Here is a 19628-nt window from a genome sequence, read left to right on the forward strand (position 1 = left end):
GCGGTTTGTGGCGCCTGAGCCGCCGCTATCGCGAGCAAGCTCGCGATAGGGGTCTCAAGGCATCCCACAAATCCCGGGCACAAAAAAACGCCCCCGATCTCACGACCGGGGGCGTTTTTCATTCAGCCTGGGCTAGACGATCAAGCCTTGGCTTTCTTGGCAGCGCGGGTACGCTCGCCTTCGTCCAGGATCTTCTTGCGCAGACGAATCGACTTCGGCGTCACTTCGCACAGTTCGTCGTCCTGGATGAATTCCAGGGCCTGTTCCAGGGTGAAGCGAACAGGTGGAACCAGGGCGATGGTTTCGTCCTTGCCCGAAGCACGCATGTTGTCGAGCTTCTTGCCCTTGGTAGGGTTGACGCCCAGGTCGTTGTCACGGCTGTTCAGACCGACGATCTGGCCGTTGTAGATTTCCTGGCCGTGCTCGACGAACAGCTTGCCACGCGCCTGGAGGGTTTCCAGGGAGTAGGTCAGCGCCTTGCCGGTCTCGACCGATACCAGTACACCGTTCTGACGGCCGGACATGTGGCCGGACTTCATGGTGTCGTAGCGATCGAAGATCGAGGTCAGGATGCCCGCACCGTTGGTCAGGGTCAGGAACTGGTTGCGGAAACCGATCAGGCCACGAGCCGGGATGTTGTATTCCAGGCGTACACGGCCCTTGCCATCCGGGGACATGTTGGTCAGGTCGCCCTTACGCAGGCCCATCTCTTCCATGACCTTGCCCTGGGATTCCTCAGGGATGTCGATGGTGACGTTTTCGAACGGTTCCTGCTTGACGCCGTCAACGACACGAATGATCACTTCCGGACGGCCTACGGCCATTTCGAAGCCTTCGCGACGCATGGTTTCGATCAGTACCGAGAGGTGCAGTTCACCGCGACCGGACACCTTGAACTTGTCGGCCGAGTCGCCTTCTTCAACGCGCAGTGCAACGTTGTAGAGCAGCTCCTTGTCCAGACGCTCCTTGATGTTGCGGGAGGTCACGAACTTGCCTTCCTTGCCGCAGAATGGCGAGTCGTTGACCTGGAAGGTCATGGAAACGGTCGGCTCGTCGACGGTCAGTGGCTTCATCGCCTCGACAGCGTTTGGATCGCACAGGGTATCGGAGATGAACAGCTCTTCGAAACCGCTGATGCAGACGATGTCGCCGGCAGCGGCTTCTTCGACGTCCACACGGTGCAGGCCGTGGTGACCCATCAGCTTGAGGATACGGCCGTTGCGCTTCTTGCCGTCGACATCGATCGCCACCACCGGAGTGTTCGGCTTGATGCGACCGCGGGCGATACGACCGACGCCGATCACACCCAGGAAGCTGTTGTAGTCCAGGGCCGAGATCTGCATCTGGAACGGACCGTCACGGTCAACGGCAGGCGCCGGGACGTTGTCGACGATCGACTGGTACAGCGGGGTCATGTCTTCGGCCATGGCGGTGTGGTCCAGGCCGGCGATGCCGTTCAGGGCCGAGGCGTAGACGACCTGGAAGTCCAGTTGTTCGTCGGTGGCACCCAGGTTGTCGAACAGATCGAAGATCTGGTCCAGTACCCAGTCAGGACGCGCGCCCGGACGGTCAACCTTGTTGATCACGACGATCGGCTTCAGACCGGCTTCGAAGGCCTTCTTGGTCACGAAACGGGTTTGCGGCATAGGGCCGTCCTGGGCGTCCACCAGCAGCAGCACGGAGTCGACCATGGACATGACGCGCTCTACTTCACCACCGAAGTCGGCGTGACCGGGGGTGTCCACGATGTTGATGTGGTAACCGTTCCAGTTGATGGCGGTGTTTTTCGCCAGGATGGTAATACCGCGCTCTTTTTCCTGGTCGTTGGAGTCCATCACGCGCTCGTCGTTGAGCTCGTTGCGCTCCAGGGTGCCGGATTGACGCAAGAGTTTGTCTACCAGGGTGGTCTTACCATGGTCAACGTGGGCGATGATGGCGATGTTGCGTAGATTTTCGATCACTTGTGTATCTCGATCAGAGGATTCGGTGTGCTGACAGGTCGTGGCAGCGATTTACGTTGAGTCCGACAAAGCCGTTACAGCCTGTCGGCGGCGTCGGGGGGCCGGTGACGCAGGCCACAGGCAAACAGCCCCGGGCACTTAGCTCGGTCGATAAACGCGCACATTGGCATGCCCCTCACTGAGCAAATGGTGAGCATGCAGGCGACTCATCACGCCTTTGCCGCAATACAACAGGTACTGGCGAGTAGGGTCCAGTTCCTTGAAACGCGCGTTCACTGCATAGAACGGCATCGTTTTTACCTCGACGCCGGCGACGCTCAGCGGGTCATCCTCAGCTTCATCCGGGTGACGGATGTCGATGACGATCTGACCGGCCAGCGCTTCGCCGACTTCTTCAACCTGGAGGTCCTGGCCCAATTCGTCGATCACCCGATCGATGGGAACCAGCCTGGCGTTTTCGAGCGCACGCTCGAGTACCGCCATGTCGAATTCTTTTTCTTCGTGCTCCACGCGCCCGCGCTTGGCGGCCGTCTTCGGATTGACCGAGATGACCCCGCAGTACTCCGGCATGTGCCGGGCAAATTCGGCGGTGCCGATGGCGGTGGCCGTGTCGATGATGTCCTGCTTGTGGCTGGCGATCAGTGGGCGCAGCACGAGTTTCTCGGTGACACAGTCGATGACCGACAGGTTCGGCAGCGTCTGGCTCGACACCTGGGAAATCGCCTCGCCGGTGACCAGCGCATCGATATGCAGCCGGTCGGCGATGCTGGACGCGGCACGCAACATCATACGCTTCAAAATGACGCCCATATGACTGTTATCGACTTTGCCGAGAATTTCGCCCAGGACTTCCTCGAACGGAACGCTCACAAATAGCACGCGTTGGGAGCTGCCGTACTTCTTCCAGATGAAGTGCGCCACTTCCATCACGCCCAGTTCATGGGCACGCCCGCCGAGGTTGAAGAAACAGAAATGGCTCATCAACCCGCGACGCATGATCTGGTAGGCCGCCACGGTGGAATCGAAGCCGCCGGACATCAGGACCAGCGTCTGTTCCAGCGCCCCCAACGGATAGCCGCCGATACTGTCGTGCTGGCTATGGATCACGAACAACCGCTGGTCGCGAATCTCGATACGCACTTCGACCTGCGGTTCTTTGAGTGAAATACCGGCAGCGCCGCACTGCTGGCGCAGACGGCTGCCGACGTACTTCTCCACGTCCATCGAGCTGAACGGGTGCTTGCCGGCACGCTTGCAGCGCACCGAGAAGATCTTGCCGGCCAACGCATCGCCGTAGTGGAGCTTGCACTTGGCGACGATGTCGTCGAAATCCCCCAGGGGATATTCGTCCACCTGCAGGAAATGCGCGATGCCCGGCATGCAGCTCAGGCGTTCGGTCATCTCCTTAAGGATCCGGGGCTCGCTGACGCGGGTTTCCAGCTCGAGATTGTCCCACACGCCGTTCACCACCACGACCGGGTCCAGATCACGGAGCACGGCGCGAATGTTCTTGGCCAGCTGGCGGATGAAACGCGTCCGGACCGGGCGGCTCTTGATGGTGATCTCGGGGAAGACTTTGACGATTAGTTTCATGAAAACAGCGCGCGAACGGCCAGCCGAAAAAGGGGGGCGCGGATTATAGCGGAAATTGCTCAAGGTTTAACCAGTTAATATGCAGATGGTTTTCACTGCACCAAAACGGGTCGCTCGCGTCACAAAGCGCAACATTACGGTGCGCTATTGTCCGACAATCTACTATTACAGGGCTCTGAAAGCGTGGGTTTGGTGCAAAAAACCCATGCTGGGGCACTGGCATGCAATTTGCTCCCTTGTGAGGCAGGTTGCCTTGGCCGAGTATTCGCGCCGGCATCACCCATATTCAGGGCACACCATTACCGCCCGAAGCCACCCGGAGGACATATGTCGAAGTCGGTTCAACTCATCAAAGATCATGACGTCAAGTGGATTGATCTGCGCTTCACTGACACCAAAGGCACTCAACATCACGTGACCATGCCGGCCCGTGATGCGCTGGATGACGATTTCTTCGAAATCGGCAAGATGTTCGACGGCTCCTCCATCTCTGGCTGGAAAGGCATCGAAGCATCCGACATGATCCTGATGCCGGACGACGAAACCGCGGTCCTGGACCCATTCACCGAAGAGCCGACCCTGATCCTGGTCTGCGACATCATCGAACCTTCGACCATGCAAGGTTATGACCGCGACCCACGCGCCATCGCCCACCGCGCCGAGGAATACCTGAAGTCCACCGGCATCGGCGACACCGCATTCTTCGGTCCTGAGCCTGAGTTCTTCATCTTCGACTCGGTCAAGTTCAAGTCCGACATCTCCGGCTCCATGTTCAAGATCTTCTCCGAACAGGGTTCGTGGATGACCGACCAGGACGTGGAAGGCGGCAACAAAGGCCACCGTCCAGGCATCAAGGGCGGCTACTTCCCGGTTCCACCGTTCGACCACGACCACGAAATCCGTACCTCCATGTGCAACGCACTGGAAGAAATGGGCCAGACCGTCGAAGTTCACCACCACGAAGTGGCAACTGCCGGCCAGAACGAAATCGGCGTGAAGTTCAACACGCTGGTGAAGAAGGCTGACGAAGTCCAGACCCTGAAGTACTGCGTACACAACGTTGCCGACGCCTATGGCCGCACCGCGACCTTCATGCCGAAGCCTCTGTACGGCGACAACGGTTCGGGCATGCACGTGCACATGTCGATCTCCAAGGACGGCAAGAACACCTTCGCAGGCGAAGGCTATGCCGGTCTGTCGGACACCGCCTTGTACTTCATCGGCGGCATCATCAAGCACGGTAAGGCCCTGAACGGCTTCACCAACCCGTCGACCAACTCCTACAAGCGTCTGGTACCAGGCTTCGAAGCCCCGGTAATGCTGGCCTACTCGGCTCGCAACCGTTCCGCCTCGATCCGTATTCCTTACGTCAACAGCCCTAAAGCCCGTCGTATCGAAGCGCGCTTCCCGGATCCGGCTGCCAACCCATACCTGGCCTTCGCCGCTCTGATGATGGCCGGCCTGGACGGTATCCAGAACAAGATCCACCCTGGCGATGCCGCTGACAAAAACCTGTATGACCTGCCGCCTGAAGAGGCCAAGGAAATCCCACAGGTTTGCGGCAGCCTGAAAGAAGCCCTGGAAGAACTGGACAAGGGCCGTGCGTTCCTGACCAAGGGCGGCGTATTCAGCGATGACTTCATCGACGCCTACATCGCACTGAAGAGCGAAGAAGAAATCAAGGTTCGCACCTTCGTACACCCACTGGAGTATGAGCTGTACTACAGCTGCTGATCCGGTAGCGTCGCGACACGCGGCGTGAAGTGAAAAAGAGGCCTTCTTCGGAAGGCCTTTTTTATGGGCGCCAATTACGTGCATGATGATCCGCCGCCCACAGAAGACGAGACTGCCATGACCTCCCGCGTCACATTGTGCCTTGCCCTGTCAGCCGCGCTGTCCGCCAGCGCCGTCGAAGCCGCCGCCCCCGATGCCCTCACCCCCTTGCTCAATACCATCGGCGAGCGCCTGGCCATCGCCAACCAGGTAGCCTTGAGCAAATGGGACAGCGGCAAGCCTGTGGAAGATCGCCAACGCGAGCGCGAAGTCATTGCCGCCGCCGTCGCCCAGGCACCGGCCTACAAGCTGTCGGGCGAGACCGTGGAAGCGTTTTTTGCCGCCCAGATAGAAGCCAACAAACTGGTGCAATACATCGATTTGTCCGACTGGACCCTGGAAGGCAAGGCCCCGGACCTTCCGCGCCCGGACCTGGCGGGACAGATCCGCCCGCAGCTCGACCGCCTGCAGAAACGCCTGTTGCAGCAACTGGCCGACTTCGCCCCCTACCGCACCGACCCGCAGTGCCCGCAATGGCTGGCCCGCGCCACCCACCACAACAAGCAGCATCCCGTGCAACGACTCGCCCTGATCCGCGCGACCGCGCAGCTGTGCATCGCCCCGAAAACCTAAGACAAACGACACCGATCCCACAGGAGGTCGCGCGCAACAACTTGGGCCAATGCCCCTCCCTGACCTATGCTGCAACTCAATACTTTCAGTTTTCGGTCGATCTTATGGGGCGTGGTTTTTCAATCATCCTGTTCTTGCTGTTGGCGTTGCCTGCCGCCGCACAGATCTACAAGTACACCGATGCCAATGGCAACACCGCCTACAGCAACCAGCCGCCCCAAGGCATTCCGGCCCAGACGGTGGAGCTGGCGCCGCTCAACAGTATCGAACGCCAGCCGCCCGCCAGCCCGGACACACCGACACCCGTCCCAGAGCGGGAGGAACCTGGCCAGGCCTACGAAGTGCTGGAGCTGACCGACATCCCCACCGAAGAAGCCCTGCGTGCCAACAACGGCACCTTCACCGTGGGCGTCCGGACCCGACCGCGCCTGCAAAGCCCTCATCTGTTCCGGTTGCTGCTGGACGGCCAGCCCTACGGCCAGCCAACGAACGTACCGCGCCTGCAACTGGTGAATATCGACCGAGGCGAGCACAGCCTGGCGGTCCAGGTCATCGACGGGGAGCGCCTCGTGCAACAGAGCGACACCGTCACCTTCACGGTACAACGGGTGCACCTGCCATGATCCGCTGGGCGCTCGCCGCAGGCCTCGCCCTGGTCACCCTGCCTGGGCTCGCGCAGGTCTACACCTATATCGATGCGCAAGGGAATCGGGTCTTCACCGATCAGCCGCGACCCGGCAACGCGAAGAAGGTCCAGCTGCCTCACGGCAACCGGATGCCACCCCCACCCTCCAGCACGGCGCCGGCGGCGGTGTCGCAAGAGCCGCCAAAGCCGCTGTTTCACTACGAGATGCTGCGCCTGCTGATTCCCGAACCGGATGCCACCATCCGCAGCACCGCCGGAGAGTTGATCGTCACGGCTACAAGCGAGCCGGGACTGAAAAAGGGTCACCGCTATCGCCTTCTGCTCGACGGCCAACCCACTGGCGAACCCGGGCCAAGTCCGGTGTTCGCGTTGAGCAACATCGATCGAGGCACTCATCACCTGGCGGTGGAAATCCTCGATGAGCAGGATCGTATCGTCGAACGCACCGCCAACCAGCCCTTCCATATGCAGCGCACGTCCCTGGCGCAGAAACGTCGAATCAAACCCTGCGCCAAGGCCGACTATGGCCAGCGCCCCGAATGCCCCCTCGCCGACAAGCCCAAGGAAGAAATCAGCATCCTGCCGTTTTTCTAACATTGCCAAGGCTTGCGCACTATATTGGTGCAATACGTTGCACCTTTACCCAGGCTCCCACCCATTTTGGTTCGAAAGTACCCGGAAAAACTGGCAGAACGCCACGCAATCGGGCGCAAAAAAGCCGTTTCAGGCTCTAAACGCTTCTTTTCGGAGCCTTGGTTTGTTTTTTGCATTTTCCCGTTACCGGCGCGTCATTCGCGTGCTTGCTACGCTTCAAAAGAGGTCCTGATGACCATTAGCGACGCCTTACACCGCTTGCTACTCGACAATCTCACCACCGCGACCATCCTGCTCGATGCCGAACTGCGCCTCGAGTACATGAATCCGGCGGCGGAGATGCTCCTGGCTGTCAGCGGCCAGCGCAGCCATGGGCAGTTCATCAGCGAGCTGTTCACCGAATCCGCCGAGGCGCTCAATTCCCTGCGCCAGGCCGTGGAACAGGCTCACCCGTTCACCAAGCGCGAAGCGATGCTCACCGCATTGACTGGACAGACACTGACCGTGGACTACGCGGTGACGCCGATCCTGAACAACGGCGCGACCTTGTTGCTGCTGGAAGTCCATCCCCGTGATCGCCTGTTGCGTATCACCAAGGAAGAAGCCCAGCTGTCCAAGCAGGAAACCAGCAAGATGCTGGTGCGTGGCCTGGCCCATGAAATCAAGAATCCGCTCGGCGGGATTCGCGGCGCAGCCCAGTTGCTGTCCCGGGAACTGCCGGACGAAAGCCTCAAGGACTACACCAACGTCATCATCGAGGAAGCCGACCGCCTGCGAAACCTTGTCGATCGCATGCTCGGTTCCAACAAGCTGCCCTCCCTGGCGATGTGCAACGTCCACGAAGTGCTGGAGCGCGTCGGCAGCCTGGTGGAAGCCGAAAGCCAAGGCTGCATCACACTGGTGCGCGACTATGACCCAAGCATTCCCGATGTCCTGATCGACCGCGAACAAATGATCCAGGCCGTGCTGAATATCGTGCGCAATGCAATGCAGGCCATCAGCAGCCAGAACGAGCTGCGCCTGGGCCGCATCAGCCTGCGTACCCGAGCCATGCGCCAGTTCACCATCGGCCATGTGCGCCATCGCCTGGTGACCAAGATCGAAATCATCGACAACGGCCCGGGCATCCCCGCCGAGCTGCAGGAAACCATCTTCTTTCCCATGGTCAGCGGCCGCCCGGACGGTACCGGGCTGGGCCTGGCCATTACCCAGAACATCATCAGTCAGCATCAGGGCCTGATCGAGTGTGAGAGCCATCCCGGCCACACCACCTTTTCGATCTTCCTGCCACTGGAACAAGGAGCCACATCGACATGAGCCGTAGTGAAACCGTGTGGATCGTCGATGACGACCGTTCTATCCGCTGGGTCCTGGAAAAAGCCTTGCAACAGGAAGGCATGACCACCCAGAGCTTCGACAGCGCCGATGGGGTGATGAGCCGCCTGGCCCGTCAGCAGCCGGACGTCATCATCTCCGACATCCGCATGCCCGGCGCCAGTGGCCTGGACCTGCTGGCCCGCATTCGCGAACAGCACCCGCGACTGCCGGTGATCATCATGACCGCCCATTCGGACCTGGACAGCGCGGTGGCCTCCTACCAGGGTGGTGCCTTCGAATACCTGCCCAAGCCGTTCGACGTCGATGAGGCCGTTTCGCTGGTCAAGCGCGCCAACCAGCACGCCCAGGAACAACAGGGCCTGGAAGAAGTACCGGCCCTGGCCCGCACGCCGGAAATCATCGGCGAAGCGCCGGCGATGCAGGAGGTCTTCCGCGCCATCGGACGCCTGAGCCATTCCAACATCACCGTGCTGATCAATGGCGAATCGGGCACCGGTAAGGAACTGGTGGCCCACGCCCTGCATCGCCACAGCCCGCGGGCGGCCTCGCCGTTCATCGCACTGAACATGGCGGCGATTCCCAAGGACCTGATGGAGTCCGAACTGTTCGGTCATGAGAAAGGCGCATTCACCGGCGCGGCGAACCTTCGTCGCGGGCGCTTCGAGCAAGCCGACGGCGGCACGCTGTTCCTCGACGAGATCGGCGACATGCCGGCCGACACCCAGACCCGCCTGCTGCGGGTACTGGCGGACGGCGAATTCTATCGGGTGGGCGGCCATACGCCGGTCAAGGTGGATGTGCGCATCATCGCCGCGACCCACCAGAACCTGGAAACCCTGGTCCACGCCGGAAAATTCCGTGAAGACCTGTTCCACCGCCTGAACGTGATTCGCATCCACATTCCACGCCTGGCGGATCGTCGCGAAGACATCCCGACCCTGGCCAGGCACTTCCTCAGCCGCGCGGCCCAGGAACTGGCTGTGGAACCCAAGCTGCTGAAAAACGAGACCGAGGAATACCTCAAGAACCTGCCATGGCCTGGCAACGTTCGCCAGTTGGAGAACACCTGCCGCTGGATCACAGTGATGGCCTCGGGGCGCGAAGTGCACATCGGTGACCTGCCACCGGAACTGTTGAGCCTGCCACAGGACTCGGCACCGGTGACCAACTGGGAACAGGCACTGCGCCAATGGGCCGACCAGGCCTTGACCCGTGGCCAGTCGAGCCTGCTGGACAGCGCCGTGCCGAGCTTCGAGCGCATCATGATCGAAACCGCCCTCAAGCATACGGCTGGCCGCCGCCGCGACGCCGCCGTGCTCCTGGGCTGGGGCCGCAATACCTTGACTCGCAAGATCAAGGAATTGGGGATGAAAGTGGATGGCGGGGACGATGATGACGGCGAAGAAGGCTGATCGAAGCCTTGCTATTGGCTGATCGCAAGGATTAATCGCGAGCAGCCTCGCCTCCACGATGGATTTCCAGTGTTCGCGAGCTCGTGAACACCACCGGACCTTGTGGGGGCGAGCCTGCTCGCGATGCTCTTGAAGGCACCATGCACCGCACCAATGCACCATGAACCGCAAGTGCGCACGCTGCGCCAGCCCGAATCACCCGATTCGATTCCGGAAGAACAGCCCACACGGAAGCAAAAGCCCCGTAATCCGGGGCTTTGAGCGGCTTCAGCAGGTTTTTTGTGACAAGCCATTTAAAACTGGCACGCCCCCTGCAATAACTCAAGCAACACCCAGTTTCGGGGACCTTGGTACAGGCAGGCCGGGGATTCCCCATTTTATCCGGGCTCAGAGAGCCCACCGTTTTGGGGGCCTTGATACAGGCAGGTCAAGGTTTCCCTTCTTTACACCGGGGTCGCGCACGATCGCAGCCCTCCCGTTTTGGGGTCCTTGGTACAGGCAGGCTGGGGATTCCTCTTTTATTCCTGGAGACGGACCTCCAGCCGCCAGCGGTCATCGACCTCGCTGCCGGCCCACTGGGCGCGCAACGGACGCGCCGCCACCACCGTCAGCAGCAACCCCTTGTCGCTCAAACGCACCCGCCAGTTCACGTCCTTGCCGTTGAGCTTCAACTGCCCTTTCTGCGCCCGGCCTTGGGCATCGAACAGCAACGCCACCGAGCCGTCGACAATTTCCCCGTGCAGCTTGGGCTCGTTGTTGAACCAGGCCACCAGCGCCCCATCGATGATCTCGACCTGCTGCAGCTCACTGGGCTCCGGATTGGTCAGGCGGCCGATCATCAAGCCAACCATCAGGCCAAAAATCGCCAACGAGGTCATGACCCGAGGCATTAGCTTCGAACGTCGGTCGGTTTGCGGCGTAGAATGCCGCTCATCTTTATCTGCGGAGCCGTGCATGTTTCACGTCATCCTTTTTCAACCGGAAATTCCGCCCAATACCGGCAACGTCATCAGGCTGTGCGCCAACAGTGGCTGCCACCTGCATTTGATCGAACCGCTGGGCTTCGAGATGGACGACAAACGCCTGCGGCGCGCCGGCCTGGACTACCACGAGTATGCCACCTTGCAGCGTCATGCCGACCTGGCCAGTTGTCTGGAAAGCCTGGGAAAGCCACGTCTCTTTGCCTTCACCACCAAGGGCTCGCGGCCGTTCCACGACGCCAGTTTCGTCCCGGGCGATGCATTTCTGTTCGGCCCGGAAAGCCGTGGCCTGCCGGCCGACGTGCTGGATGCCCTGACGGCGGAGCAACGCCTGCGCCTGCCGATGCGCGAAGGCTGCCGCAGCCTGAACCTGTCCAACACCGTGGCGGTGGCGGTTTATGAGGCATGGCGGCAGAACGGGTTCGCCTGATCCCTTTCTGTCAGCCAGAAACACCTGTGGGAGCGAGCTTGCTCGCGATGGCGGTGCCATCGCGAGCAAGCTCGCTCCCACAGTTTTGCCTGGCTGTGGACGCTTACTGAACGGTCGCGTCGCCTTCCTGCTGCATGCGCTGCAATTCCTGCGCGTACAGGGCATCGAAGTTCACCGGGGCCAGCATCAGGGCCGGGAACGAACCACGGGTCACCAGGCTGTCCAGGGCTTCGCGAGCGTAAGGGAACAGGATGTTCGGGCAGAAGGCACCCAGGGTATGGCTCATCGAAGCGGCATCCAGGTTCTTGATCAGGAAGATGCCGGCCTGCTGCACTTCAGCGATGAACGCCACTTCTTCGCCGTTCTTGACGGTCACCGACAAGGTCAGCACCACCTCGTGGAAGTCTTCTTCCAGGGCTTTCTGGCGGGTGTTCAAGTCCAGGCCTACGCTTGGCTCCCACTGCTGGCGAAAGATTGCCGGGCTTTTCGGGGCTTCGAAGGACAGGTCGCGTACATAAATGCGCTGCAAGGAGAATTGCGGTGCGGCTTCTTCTTCGCTGGCAGCTGTGTTCTGTTGGTCAGTCATCGCAGATCCTTCTCACTTTCAGGTGCTTAGTAGGGAATTCAGGCCTTGAGCATCGCGTCGAGCTTGCCGGCGCGCTCCAGGGCGTACAGATCGTCACAACCGCCCACGTGGGTATTGCCGATCCAGATCTGCGGCACGGAGGTACGTCCGGCCTTCTGGGTCATTTCGGCGCGCAGTTGCGGCTTGCCGTCGACCTTGATCTCTTCGAAAGCCACGCCTTTGTTCTGGAGCAGGAACTTGGCTCTGGAGCAATAGGGGCAGTAATCGCTGGAATAGACAACGACGTGGGTCATCTCACTTCACCAGGGGCAGGTTGTCGGCTTTCCAGCTCGCCACGCCACCGGACAGCTTGGCGGCGGTGAAGCCGGATTTCATCAGTTCGCGAGCGTGGGTGCCGGCCGTCTGGCCCATTGCGTCGACCAGGATGATGGTCTTGGCCTTGTGCTTTTCCAGCTCGCTGATACGCGTGGTCAGTTTGTCGTGGGGAATGTTCAGCGCGCCGACAATGTGACCGGCGGCAAACTCCTTGCCCGGACGGATATCCACCACCACGCCCGCATCCTTGTTGACCAGCGCGGTCAGCTCGCCGGTGCTCAGGCTGCGGCCGCCGCCCTGCATCGTATGAGCGATCAGCAACGCCAGCAGTACGACGAAGATGCCGACAAGAATGTAGTGGTTAGTGGCAAATTGAATCAGGTGAGCAACCATCGAAGGAGGTTCCAGGGCGTTAAAATGTCGGCCAGTATACACAGCACTCAAGGCCCGCCAAACCCCGCCCGGCGGTGACGCCATCGGAACTTACCTTTAAACTGCCCGTCCCTTTTGCATCGTCTTCTTTCAACAGCCACGAGTGGATTCCATGACTACCACGCCTAAACCTTTGGTCCTGATGATTCTCGACGGCTTCGGTCACAGTGACAGCCACGAATCCAACGCCGTTTATGCGGCCAGAAAGCCTGTGCTGGACCGTCTGTGGGCCACCGTGCCGAACGGCCTGATCTCCGGTAGCGGCATGGACGTCGGCCTGCCGGACGGGCAGATGGGCAACTCCGAGGTGGGCCACATGAACCTTGGCGCCGGCCGCGTGGTGTACCAGGACTTCACCCGGGTGACCAAAGCGATCCGCGACGGCGAGTTCTTCGAGAACCCGACCATCTGCGCCGCCGTGGACAAAGCCGTGGCAGCCGGCAAGGCCGTGCATTTCATGGGCCTGCTGTCCGACGGTGGCGTACACAGCCACCAGGACCACCTGATTGCCATGGCCGAACTGGCCTCCCGGCGCGGTGCCCAGCACATTTACCTGCACGCGTTCCTCGATGGCCGCGACACCCCGCCGAAAAGCGCCGCCTCGTCGATCGAGCTGCTGGACAACACCTTCCAGACCCTCGGCAAGGGCCGCATCGCCAGTATCGTCGGCCGCTACTACGCCATGGATCGCGACAACCGTTGGGATCGCGTGGCCCAGGCCTATAACCTGATCGTCGATGGCAATGCCCAATTCAGCGCCGCCACCGCCCAGCAAGGCCTGCAGGCCGCCTATGAGCGCGGTGAAAGCGACGAATTCGTCAAGGCCACCGTGATCGGCGAACCGGTCAGGGTCGAAGACGGCGACGCCGTGGTCTTCATGAACTTCCGCGCTGACCGGGCCCGTGAGCTGACCCGCGTATTCGTCGAGGACGACTTCAAGGAATTCGAACGCCCCCGCCAGCCGAAACTGGCCGGCTTCGTGATGCTGACCCAATACGCCGCCAGCATTCCCGCACCGTCGGCATTCGCCGCCGGCAGCCTGGAAAACGTGCTGGGCGATTACCTGGCGAAAAACGGCAAGACTCAGCTGCGCATCGCCGAAACCGAGAAATACGCCCACGTGACGTTCTTTTTCTCCGGCGGCCGCGAAGAACCCTTCCCGGGCGAAGAGCGCATCCTGATCCCGTCGCCGAAAGTCGCCACCTACGACCTGCAACCGGAGATGAGCGCTCCGGAGGTGACCGACCGCATCGTCGACGCCATTGAAAACCAGCGCTACGACGTGATCGTGGTCAACTACGCCAACGGCGACATGGTCGGCCACAGCGGCGTCTTCGAGGCGGCGGTCAAGGCCGTGGAGTGCCTGGACACCTGTGTCGGTCGCATCGTAGATGCCCTGGAAAAGGTCGGCGGCGAAGCGCTGATCACGGCCGACCACGGTAACGTCGAGCAGATGTCCGACGAATCCACCGGTCAGGCCCACACCGCCCACACCACCGAGCCGGTGCCGTTCATCTATGTCGGCAAGCGCGACTTCAAGGTCCGCGAGGGTGGCGTACTGGCTGACGTGGCGCCGACCATGCTGATGCTGTTGGGCATGGAAAAACCGGCAGAGATGACCGGGACTTCGATCCTGGTCTGATCGATCCACATCCATGTGGGAGCGAGCCTGCTCGCGATGGCGATGTAACAGTCAACATTTATGTCGGACGTTATGGCCTCATCGCGAGCAGGCTCGCTCCCACAGAGGGTCTCTTGGTCTTTTGCAGGCCAGTTATCACACAGCCCCAAATGGGCGTTTTTTTTGCAGCGTGGGGCGGGCATACTAGGCCGTCCCTTTCCCTGGTGCCTTCCGCCCCTATGCTTCGCGTCCTGATAGCCCTCGCTCTGACCTGCCTGCTCCAACCGGCTTTCGCCGATGAACGCGCGCAAACCCAACAACAGTTGGAGGCAACGCGTCAGGACATCGCCGAGCTGAAAAAGCTGCTGGGCAAGTTGCAGGAAGAAAAATCCAGCGTGCAGAAAGACCTGCGCGGCACTGAAACGGAAATGGGCAAGCTGGAGAAGCAGGTCGAGGCCCTGCAGAAAGAGCTGAAGAAAAGCGAATCCGAGCTGCAGCGACTCGATGGAGAGAAAAAAAAACTCCAGAGCGCGCGCACTGAACAGCAGAAGCTGATCGCCATCCAGGCCCGGGCGGCTTATCAGAACGGCCGTCAGGAGTACCTCAAGCTGCTGCTCAACCAGCAGAATCCCGAGAAATTCGCCCGCACCCTCACCTATTACGACTACCTGAGCCAGGCGCGCCTGGAGCAACTCAAGAGCTTCAACGAGACCCTGCGCCAACTGGCCAATGTCGAAAAGGACATCGAACTGCAGCAGGCCCAGTTGCTGGTGCAGAAAAGCAGCCTCGACACCCAGCGCGAAGAGCTCGACAAGGTTCGCAAGGAACGCCAGGCAGTCCTGGCCAAGCTCAACGACGACGTAAAGGCCCGCGACAGCAAGCTCAAGGCTCGCGAGGCGGACCAGGCAGAACTGGCCAAGGTCTTGAAGACCATCGAGGAAACCCTGGCCCGCCAGGCTCGGGAGGCGGAAGAAGCGCGCCAGAAAGCGCTGATCGCCCAGCAGGAAGCCGAAAAAAAGCGTTTGCGTGAAGCCCAGGCCGACAATAGCGATGAGCCACGCAAACCGGCCAGGCCAAGCCCTGGCGCACTGGTTTCCAGCGATGGTGAAACCTTCGGCGGTGCTTTTGCTTCCGCCCGGGGCAAACTTCCATGGCCGGTCAATGGTCGATTGCTTGCACGCTTTGGTGAAACCCGCGGTGACGACACCCGTACCAAGTGGGACGGGGTGATGATCAGCGCCTCCGCCGGCAGCCAGGTACACGCCGTCCACGGTGGACGCGTGGTGTTCGCCGATTGGCTGCGCGGTGCCGGCCTGCTGGTGATCCTGGATCACGGCAATGGGTACCTGAGCCTGTATGGCCACAACCAGACGCTGCTCAAGAGCGCCGGCGATGTGGTAAAAGCCGGCGAGTCCATTTCCACGGTCGGCAACAGTGGTGGGCAGGATACGCCGGCACTGTATTTCGCTATTCGTCAGCAGGGTCGCCCCAGTGACCCGGCCCAATGGTGTCGTGCGCAAGGATAAGCGTGCCCATCCAATTAAGGAGTTCGTTCGACATGCTGCACTTGTCCCGCCTTACCTCGCTGGCCCTGACGATCGCCCTCGTGATCGGTGCGCCCCTGGCGTTCGCCGCCGAACCGGCCCCGTCGTCCACCGCCGCCACGGCCGCCACCACCAAGGCCCCGTTGCCGCTGGATGAACTGCGCACCTTTGCCGAAGTCATGGACCGGATCAAGGCCGCCTATGTCGAGCCGGTGGATGACAAGATGCTGCTGGAGAATGCCATCAAGGGCATGCTCAGCAACCTCGATCCACATTCCGCCTACCTGGGGCCGGAGGACTTTGCCGAGCTGCAGGAAAGCACCAGCGGCGAGTTCGGCGGTTTGGGCATCGAGGTCGGCAGCGAAGACGGTTTCATCAAGGTGGTTTCGCCCATCGACGATACCCCGGCTTCCAAGGCCGGCATCCAGGCCGGTGACTTCATCGTCAAGATCAACGGCCAGCCGACGCGCGGCCAGAGCATGACCGAAGCCGTGGACAAGATGCGCGGCAAGATCGGCCAGAAGATCACCCTGACCCTGGTTCGCGACGGTGGTACGCCATTCGATGTCACCCTGACCCGGGCAGTCATCCAGGTCAAAAGCGTGAAGAGCCAACTGCTGGAATCGGGTTATGGCTACATCCGCATTACCCAGTTCCAGGTCAAGACCGGTGAAGAAGTCGCCAAGGCCCTGGCCAAGTTGCGCAAGGACAACGGCAAGAAACTCAACGGCATGGTCCTGGACCTGCGCAACAACCCTGGGGGCGTACTGCAGTCGGCGGTGGAAGTGGTCGACCACTTCATCACCAAGGGCCTGATCGTCTACACCAAGGGCCGTATCGCCAACTCCGAGCTGCGCTTCTCGGCCACTGGCAACGACCTGAGCGAAGCCGTGCCGCTGGTGGTGCTGATCAATGGCGGCAGCGCTTCGGCTTCGGAAATCGTCGCCGGCGCCCTGCAGGACCAGAAGCGCGGCGTCGTCATGGGCACCACCAGCTTCGGCAAGGGCTCGGTGCAGACCGTATTGCCACTGAACAATGACCGCGCCCTGAAGATCACCACCGCATTGTACTTCACGCCCAATGGGCGCTCGATCCAGGCCCAGGGCATCGTCCCGGATATCGAGGTGCGCAAGGCCAAGATCACCAGCGAGCAGGACAGCGAGTACTTCAAGGAAGCCGACCTGCAAGGTCACCTGGGCAATGGCAACGGCGGTGCCGACAAGCCGACCGGCTCCGGTGCCAAGGCCAAGCCGATGCCGCAGGATGACGACTATCAGCTGGCCCAGGCCCTGAGCCTGCTCAAGGGGTTGAACATCACTTCCGGCCGTTGAGATGAGCCTGCGCTTCGTCCTCGCCCTGTTGTGCCTGTTGGCGGGGACCGCCCATGGGGCGCCCGCCACGCCACCCGCCGTCCCGCACAAGGCGTACCTGAGCCTGATCATCGACGACCTGGGACAGAACCTGCCCCGGGATCGTCGCGTCCTCGCCCTGCCCGGCCCGGTCACCGCCGCAGTCATGCCCGATACACCCCATGCCGCCGAATTTGCGCGCGAAGCCCATCGCGCCGGCAAGATCGTCATGCTGCACATGCCCATGGACCCGGCCACCGGCCCGTTCGCCTGGCATCCCGAGCTACCCACCGAAGAGCTGGGCAAGCGCCTCGATGCGGCGTTCGCCGCCGTGCCCTACACCAGCGGAATCAACAACCACATGGGCAGCCGCATGACGGCTCAACCCCAGGCCATGGCCTGGCTGATGGCGAACCTGCAGCAACGTAACAAGTTCTTCGTCGACAGCCGCACCAGCGCCCGCACGGTCGCCGCCGCCGAGGCGCAGAAGATCGGGCTCGCCAGTGTGTCACGGGATGTATTCCTGGATGACGAACGCACCGAAGCGGCCATCGCCCATCAGTTCCAGATCGCCATCGACCTGGCCCGCCGACAGGGTTCGGCCGTGATGATCGGCCACCCCTATCCGCAGACCCTGGCGGTACTCGAACGCGAGCTACCCAAGCTCAAGGCCCAGGGCATCGAATGGATCGACATCAAGTCGATGATCAGCCTGCGCAGCAATCGGGCGATGGCCGGGCATGGGAAGGATGGGGTTTATCGGTAGCGGCTGGGCTCTATCCCCAACCGCATCGCCTTCATCGCGAGCAAGCTCGCTCTCGCAGGCCTGCTCCAGCGGTCAGAGATACCGCGCCATGATCGCGTCCACCTCGCCCTCCTTGCGCAGCTCATCCAGGGCGGCTTGAAGCCGGGCCACCACATCGTCGGGCACTTCCTTGTTCAACGCCAGGTACAACTCGGCGCTGTTGAAGCGCAGCACGGTCTTGAGATCGCTCACGCCCTCCTGGCGCGCCAGGTAACGCCCGGCCGGATCACCAGTGGCCCACAGGTCGATCTGGCCGTTGACCAGTTTCCTGGCGTTGTCCTGATCGCGCAGTACGACAATCGGATTCAACCCCTGCTTGGCCAGTGTCTCGGCAATCGCGTCGCCCTTATAGGCGCCGATCCTGTATTTGCGCGCCTGCTCCAGGGAGTCGAGGGTGATCCGGCTATCGGCCTTGGCGAGCATGATCCAGTCGTCCGGACCGATGGGGCCGACCCACTTGAAGAGCTTCTCGCGCTCCGGTAGCCGGGCCATGACGAACACACCGTAACCTGGCTTTTCCAGGGCGAGCTTGTAGATCCGCTCCCAAGGGAAACGCAGCGTCAGGCTGTAGGCGATATCGGCACGCTTGAAGACCTCGCGAACGATGTCCACGGCGATACCATGGATGTTTTCGTCCTGTGCGAAGTTCTTGCCGTTCCTGGCCATGTTGTACGGAGGGAAATTTTCCGTCAGCAGCACCAGCGTCGAATCGGCGGCGCGGACGCTGCCTGTGAGTAGCAACGTGGCACCGGCAAAGGCAAGGACGAAGCGTTTGAACATGTCGGGCTACCGCAATCCATGGTGTGCCCAAGAGTGCCTCGGGCCCGCCATGGTGTCCAGCGGTCAGCGAACGCAGATGCCGCGATGGGCCATGTAGGCCTTGGCTTCCGGCACGGTGTATTCACCAAAATGGAAAATGCTCGCCGCCAGCACCGCGCTGGCATGACCTTCGAGGATGCCGTCGGCCAGATGCTGCAGGTTGCCGACACCGCCGGAAGCAATGACCGGGATGCCCAGGGCATCGCTGATGGCACGGGTGACCCCCAGGTCGAAACCGTTCTTCATGCCGTCCTGGTCCATGCTGGTCAGCAGGATCTCGCCGGCACCCAGGCCTTCCATTTTCTTCGCCCACTCCACGGCATCGAGCCCGGTAGGTTTGCGACCGCCATGGGTGAAGATTTCCCAACGCGGCGTTTCACCCGGGCCGGAGACTTTCTTGGCATCAATGGCCACGACAATGCATTGCGAGCCGAAGTGCTGGGCCGCCTCGCCGACGAACTCGGGGTTGAACACCGCCGCAGTGTTGATGGACACCTTGTCCGCGCCGGCATTGAGCAGGTTGCGGATGTCCTGCACGGTGCGCACACCACCGCCCACGGTCAGCGGGATGAACACCTGGCTGGCCATGCGCTCGACGGTATGCAGGGTGGTATCGCGGCCGTCGACGCTGGCCGTGATATCGAGGAAGGTGATCTCGTCCGCACCCTGTTCGTCGTAGCGACGGGCGATTTCCACCGGGTCGCCGGCGTCACGGATGTTCTCGAACTTCACACCCTTGACCACCCGGCCGTTGTCCACGTCCAGGCAAGGGATGATGCGTTTGGCCAGCGCCATGG

The 19628-nt window shown here is 61.4% G+C and carries 19 protein-coding genes; 11 read left to right on the forward strand and 8 right to left on the reverse strand.

Going from position 1 to position 19628, the window contains the following annotated elements; genetic code table 11:
* Positions 1 to 140: 140 nt before the first annotated feature.
* A complete protein-coding gene (gene typA / locus BW992_RS05285) occupies positions 141 to 1961 on the reverse strand; it encodes a translational GTPase TypA (protein ID WP_053147843.1) in 1821 nt (606 codons plus the stop codon).
* A gap of 138 nt (positions 1962 to 2099) precedes the next feature.
* The gene (gene thiI, locus BW992_RS05290; protein ID WP_072397932.1) at positions 2100 to 3554 is read right to left on the reverse strand and encodes a tRNA uracil 4-sulfurtransferase ThiI; all 1455 of its coding nucleotides are present in this window, start codon (positions 3552 to 3554) and stop codon (positions 2100 to 2102) included.
* Positions 3555 to 3881: 327 nt separating this feature from the next.
* Between thiI and glnA the strand changes: the two genes are divergently transcribed.
* The 6 genes from glnA (at position 3882) to ntrC (ending at position 9950) form a co-directional block, all read left to right on the forward strand.
* On the forward strand, positions 3882 to 5288 hold the full coding sequence (gene glnA, locus BW992_RS05300; protein ID WP_072397931.1) for a type I glutamate--ammonia ligase: 1407 nt from the start codon (positions 3882 to 3884) through the stop codon (positions 5286 to 5288).
* Between the two features lie 117 nt (positions 5289 to 5405).
* A complete protein-coding gene (locus tag BW992_RS05305; protein ID WP_072398016.1) occupies positions 5406 to 5960 on the forward strand; it encodes a chorismate mutase in 555 nt (184 codons plus the stop codon).
* Positions 5961 to 6064: 104 nt separating this feature from the next.
* Complete coding sequence (locus tag BW992_RS05310) at positions 6065 to 6583, forward strand: DUF4124 domain-containing protein (RefSeq protein WP_076405724.1); 519 nt, start codon at positions 6065 to 6067, stop codon at positions 6581 to 6583.
* Positions 6580 to 7200 (forward strand): DUF4124 domain-containing protein, encoded by a 621-nt coding sequence (locus BW992_RS05315; protein WP_076405726.1) that lies wholly within the window; start codon positions 6580 to 6582, stop codon positions 7198 to 7200. Before BW992_RS05310 ends, BW992_RS05315 begins: the two co-directional genes overlap by 4 nt.
* A gap of 231 nt (positions 7201 to 7431) precedes the next feature.
* The gene (glnL, locus tag BW992_RS05320; RefSeq protein ID WP_072397928.1) at positions 7432 to 8517 is read left to right on the forward strand and encodes a nitrogen regulation protein NR(II); all 1086 of its coding nucleotides are present in this window, start codon (positions 7432 to 7434) and stop codon (positions 8515 to 8517) included.
* Complete coding sequence (gene ntrC, locus BW992_RS05325) at positions 8514 to 9950, forward strand: nitrogen regulation protein NR(I) (RefSeq protein WP_072397927.1); 1437 nt, start codon at positions 8514 to 8516, stop codon at positions 9948 to 9950. Before glnL ends, ntrC begins: the two co-directional genes overlap by 4 nt.
* A 518-nt stretch (positions 9951 to 10468) precedes the next feature.
* Here the strand turns inward: ntrC and BW992_RS05330 are convergent.
* The gene (locus BW992_RS05330; RefSeq protein ID WP_072397926.1) at positions 10469 to 10906 is read right to left on the reverse strand and encodes a hypothetical protein; all 438 of its coding nucleotides are present in this window, start codon (positions 10904 to 10906) and stop codon (positions 10469 to 10471) included.
* Here BW992_RS05330 and trmL point away from each other — a divergent pair.
* Positions 10905 to 11360: a tRNA (uridine(34)/cytosine(34)/5-carboxymethylaminomethyluridine(34)-2'-O)-methyltransferase TrmL gene (gene trmL, locus BW992_RS05335; RefSeq protein ID WP_072431681.1), complete on the forward strand. Its 456-nt coding sequence runs from the start codon at positions 10905 to 10907 to the stop codon at positions 11358 to 11360. The genes BW992_RS05330 and trmL overlap by 2 nt on opposite strands.
* Before the next feature lie 103 nt (positions 11361 to 11463).
* Here trmL and secB read toward each other — a convergent pair whose 3' ends face one another.
* Genes secB through BW992_RS05350 form a run of 3 tightly spaced genes read right to left on the reverse strand, consistent with a single transcriptional unit; the run spans position 11464 to position 12654 of the window.
* A complete protein-coding gene (gene secB, locus BW992_RS05340) occupies positions 11464 to 11946 on the reverse strand; it encodes a protein-export chaperone SecB (protein WP_072397924.1) in 483 nt (160 codons plus the stop codon).
* A gap of 38 nt (positions 11947 to 11984) precedes the next feature.
* The gene (gene grxC, locus BW992_RS05345; RefSeq protein WP_072397923.1) at positions 11985 to 12239 is read right to left on the reverse strand and encodes a glutaredoxin 3; all 255 of its coding nucleotides are present in this window, start codon (positions 12237 to 12239) and stop codon (positions 11985 to 11987) included.
* A 1-nt stretch (position 12240) separates the two neighbouring features.
* Entirely contained in the window at positions 12241 to 12654 is a 414-nt protein-coding gene (locus tag BW992_RS05350; RefSeq protein ID WP_072397922.1) for a rhodanese-like domain-containing protein, read from the reverse strand.
* A gap of 151 nt (positions 12655 to 12805) precedes the next feature.
* Between BW992_RS05350 and gpmI the strand changes: the two genes are divergently transcribed.
* From gpmI to BW992_RS05370, 4 genes are all read left to right on the forward strand, one after another.
* Entirely contained in the window at positions 12806 to 14335 is a 1530-nt protein-coding gene (gpmI, locus tag BW992_RS05355) for a 2,3-bisphosphoglycerate-independent phosphoglycerate mutase (protein ID WP_072431682.1), read from the forward strand.
* 218 nt (positions 14336 to 14553) lie between these two features.
* Positions 14554 to 15840, forward strand: a complete 1287-nt coding sequence (locus BW992_RS05360) for a murein hydrolase activator EnvC family protein (RefSeq protein WP_072397920.1) — start codon at positions 14554 to 14556, stop codon at positions 15838 to 15840.
* Positions 15841 to 15872: 32 nt separating this feature from the next.
* The gene (locus BW992_RS05365; RefSeq protein WP_072397919.1) at positions 15873 to 17189 is read left to right on the forward strand and encodes a S41 family peptidase; all 1317 of its coding nucleotides are present in this window, start codon (positions 15873 to 15875) and stop codon (positions 17187 to 17189) included.
* Position 17190: 1 nt separating this feature from the next.
* Positions 17191 to 17973, forward strand: coding sequence for a divergent polysaccharide deacetylase family protein (locus BW992_RS05370; RefSeq protein ID WP_076405728.1), 783 nt, complete (start codon positions 17191 to 17193; stop codon positions 17971 to 17973).
* Positions 17974 to 18045: 72 nt separating this feature from the next.
* Here the strand turns inward: BW992_RS05370 and BW992_RS05375 are convergent, their stop codons facing one another.
* Together BW992_RS05375 and hisF are read right to left on the reverse strand one after the other, a co-directional pair.
* Entirely contained in the window at positions 18046 to 18792 is a 747-nt protein-coding gene (locus tag BW992_RS05375) for a substrate-binding periplasmic protein (protein WP_072459103.1), read from the reverse strand.
* A gap of 63 nt (positions 18793 to 18855) precedes the next feature.
* The gene (gene hisF / locus BW992_RS05380) at positions 18856 to 19626 is read right to left on the reverse strand and encodes an imidazole glycerol phosphate synthase subunit HisF (RefSeq protein WP_014336099.1); all 771 of its coding nucleotides are present in this window, start codon (positions 19624 to 19626) and stop codon (positions 18856 to 18858) included.
* Positions 19627 to 19628: the final 2 nt, after the last annotated feature.

Source organism: Pseudomonas sp. 7SR1, from assembly GCF_900156465.1.
Lineage (GTDB): Bacteria > Pseudomonadota > Gammaproteobacteria > Pseudomonadales > Pseudomonadaceae > Aquipseudomonas.

Coding starts and splice junctions, on each gene's coding strand:
- glnL (WP_072397928.1), top strand. CDS start 7,432: ATGACCATTAGCGACGCCTTACACCGCTTGCTACTCGACAATCTCACC.
- gpmI (WP_072431682.1), top strand. CDS start 12,806: ATGACTACCACGCCTAAACCTTTGGTCCTGATGATTCTCGACGGCTTC.
- thiI (WP_072397932.1), bottom strand. CDS start 3,554: ATGAAACTAATCGTCAAAGTCTTCCCCGAGATCACCATCAAGAGCCGC.
- BW992_RS05370 (WP_076405728.1), top strand. CDS start 17,191: ATGAGCCTGCGCTTCGTCCTCGCCCTGTTGTGCCTGTTGGCGGGGACC.
- BW992_RS05315 (WP_076405726.1), top strand. CDS start 6,580: ATGATCCGCTGGGCGCTCGCCGCAGGCCTCGCCCTGGTCACCCTGCCT.
- BW992_RS05360 (WP_072397920.1), top strand. CDS start 14,554: ATGCTTCGCGTCCTGATAGCCCTCGCTCTGACCTGCCTGCTCCAACCG.
- glnA (WP_072397931.1), top strand. CDS start 3,882: ATGTCGAAGTCGGTTCAACTCATCAAAGATCATGACGTCAAGTGGATT.
- BW992_RS05330 (WP_072397926.1), bottom strand. CDS start 10,906: ATGCACGGCTCCGCAGATAAAGATGAGCGGCATTCTACGCCGCAAACC.
- hisF (WP_014336099.1), bottom strand. CDS start 19,626: ATGGCGCTGGCCAAACGCATCATCCCTTGCCTGGACGTGGACAACGGC.
- BW992_RS05375 (WP_072459103.1), bottom strand. CDS start 18,792: ATGTTCAAACGCTTCGTCCTTGCCTTTGCCGGTGCCACGTTGCTACTC.
- grxC (WP_072397923.1), bottom strand. CDS start 12,239: ATGACCCACGTCGTTGTCTATTCCAGCGATTACTGCCCCTATTGCTCC.
- trmL (WP_072431681.1), top strand. CDS start 10,905: ATGTTTCACGTCATCCTTTTTCAACCGGAAATTCCGCCCAATACCGGC.
- secB (WP_072397924.1), bottom strand. CDS start 11,946: ATGACTGACCAACAGAACACAGCTGCCAGCGAAGAAGAAGCCGCACCG.
- BW992_RS05365 (WP_072397919.1), top strand. CDS start 15,873: ATGCTGCACTTGTCCCGCCTTACCTCGCTGGCCCTGACGATCGCCCTC.
- ntrC (WP_072397927.1), top strand. CDS start 8,514: ATGAGCCGTAGTGAAACCGTGTGGATCGTCGATGACGACCGTTCTATC.
- BW992_RS05305 (WP_072398016.1), top strand. CDS start 5,406: ATGACCTCCCGCGTCACATTGTGCCTTGCCCTGTCAGCCGCGCTGTCC.
- BW992_RS05350 (WP_072397922.1), bottom strand. CDS start 12,654: ATGGTTGCTCACCTGATTCAATTTGCCACTAACCACTACATTCTTGTC.
- BW992_RS05310 (WP_076405724.1), top strand. CDS start 6,065: ATGGGGCGTGGTTTTTCAATCATCCTGTTCTTGCTGTTGGCGTTGCCT.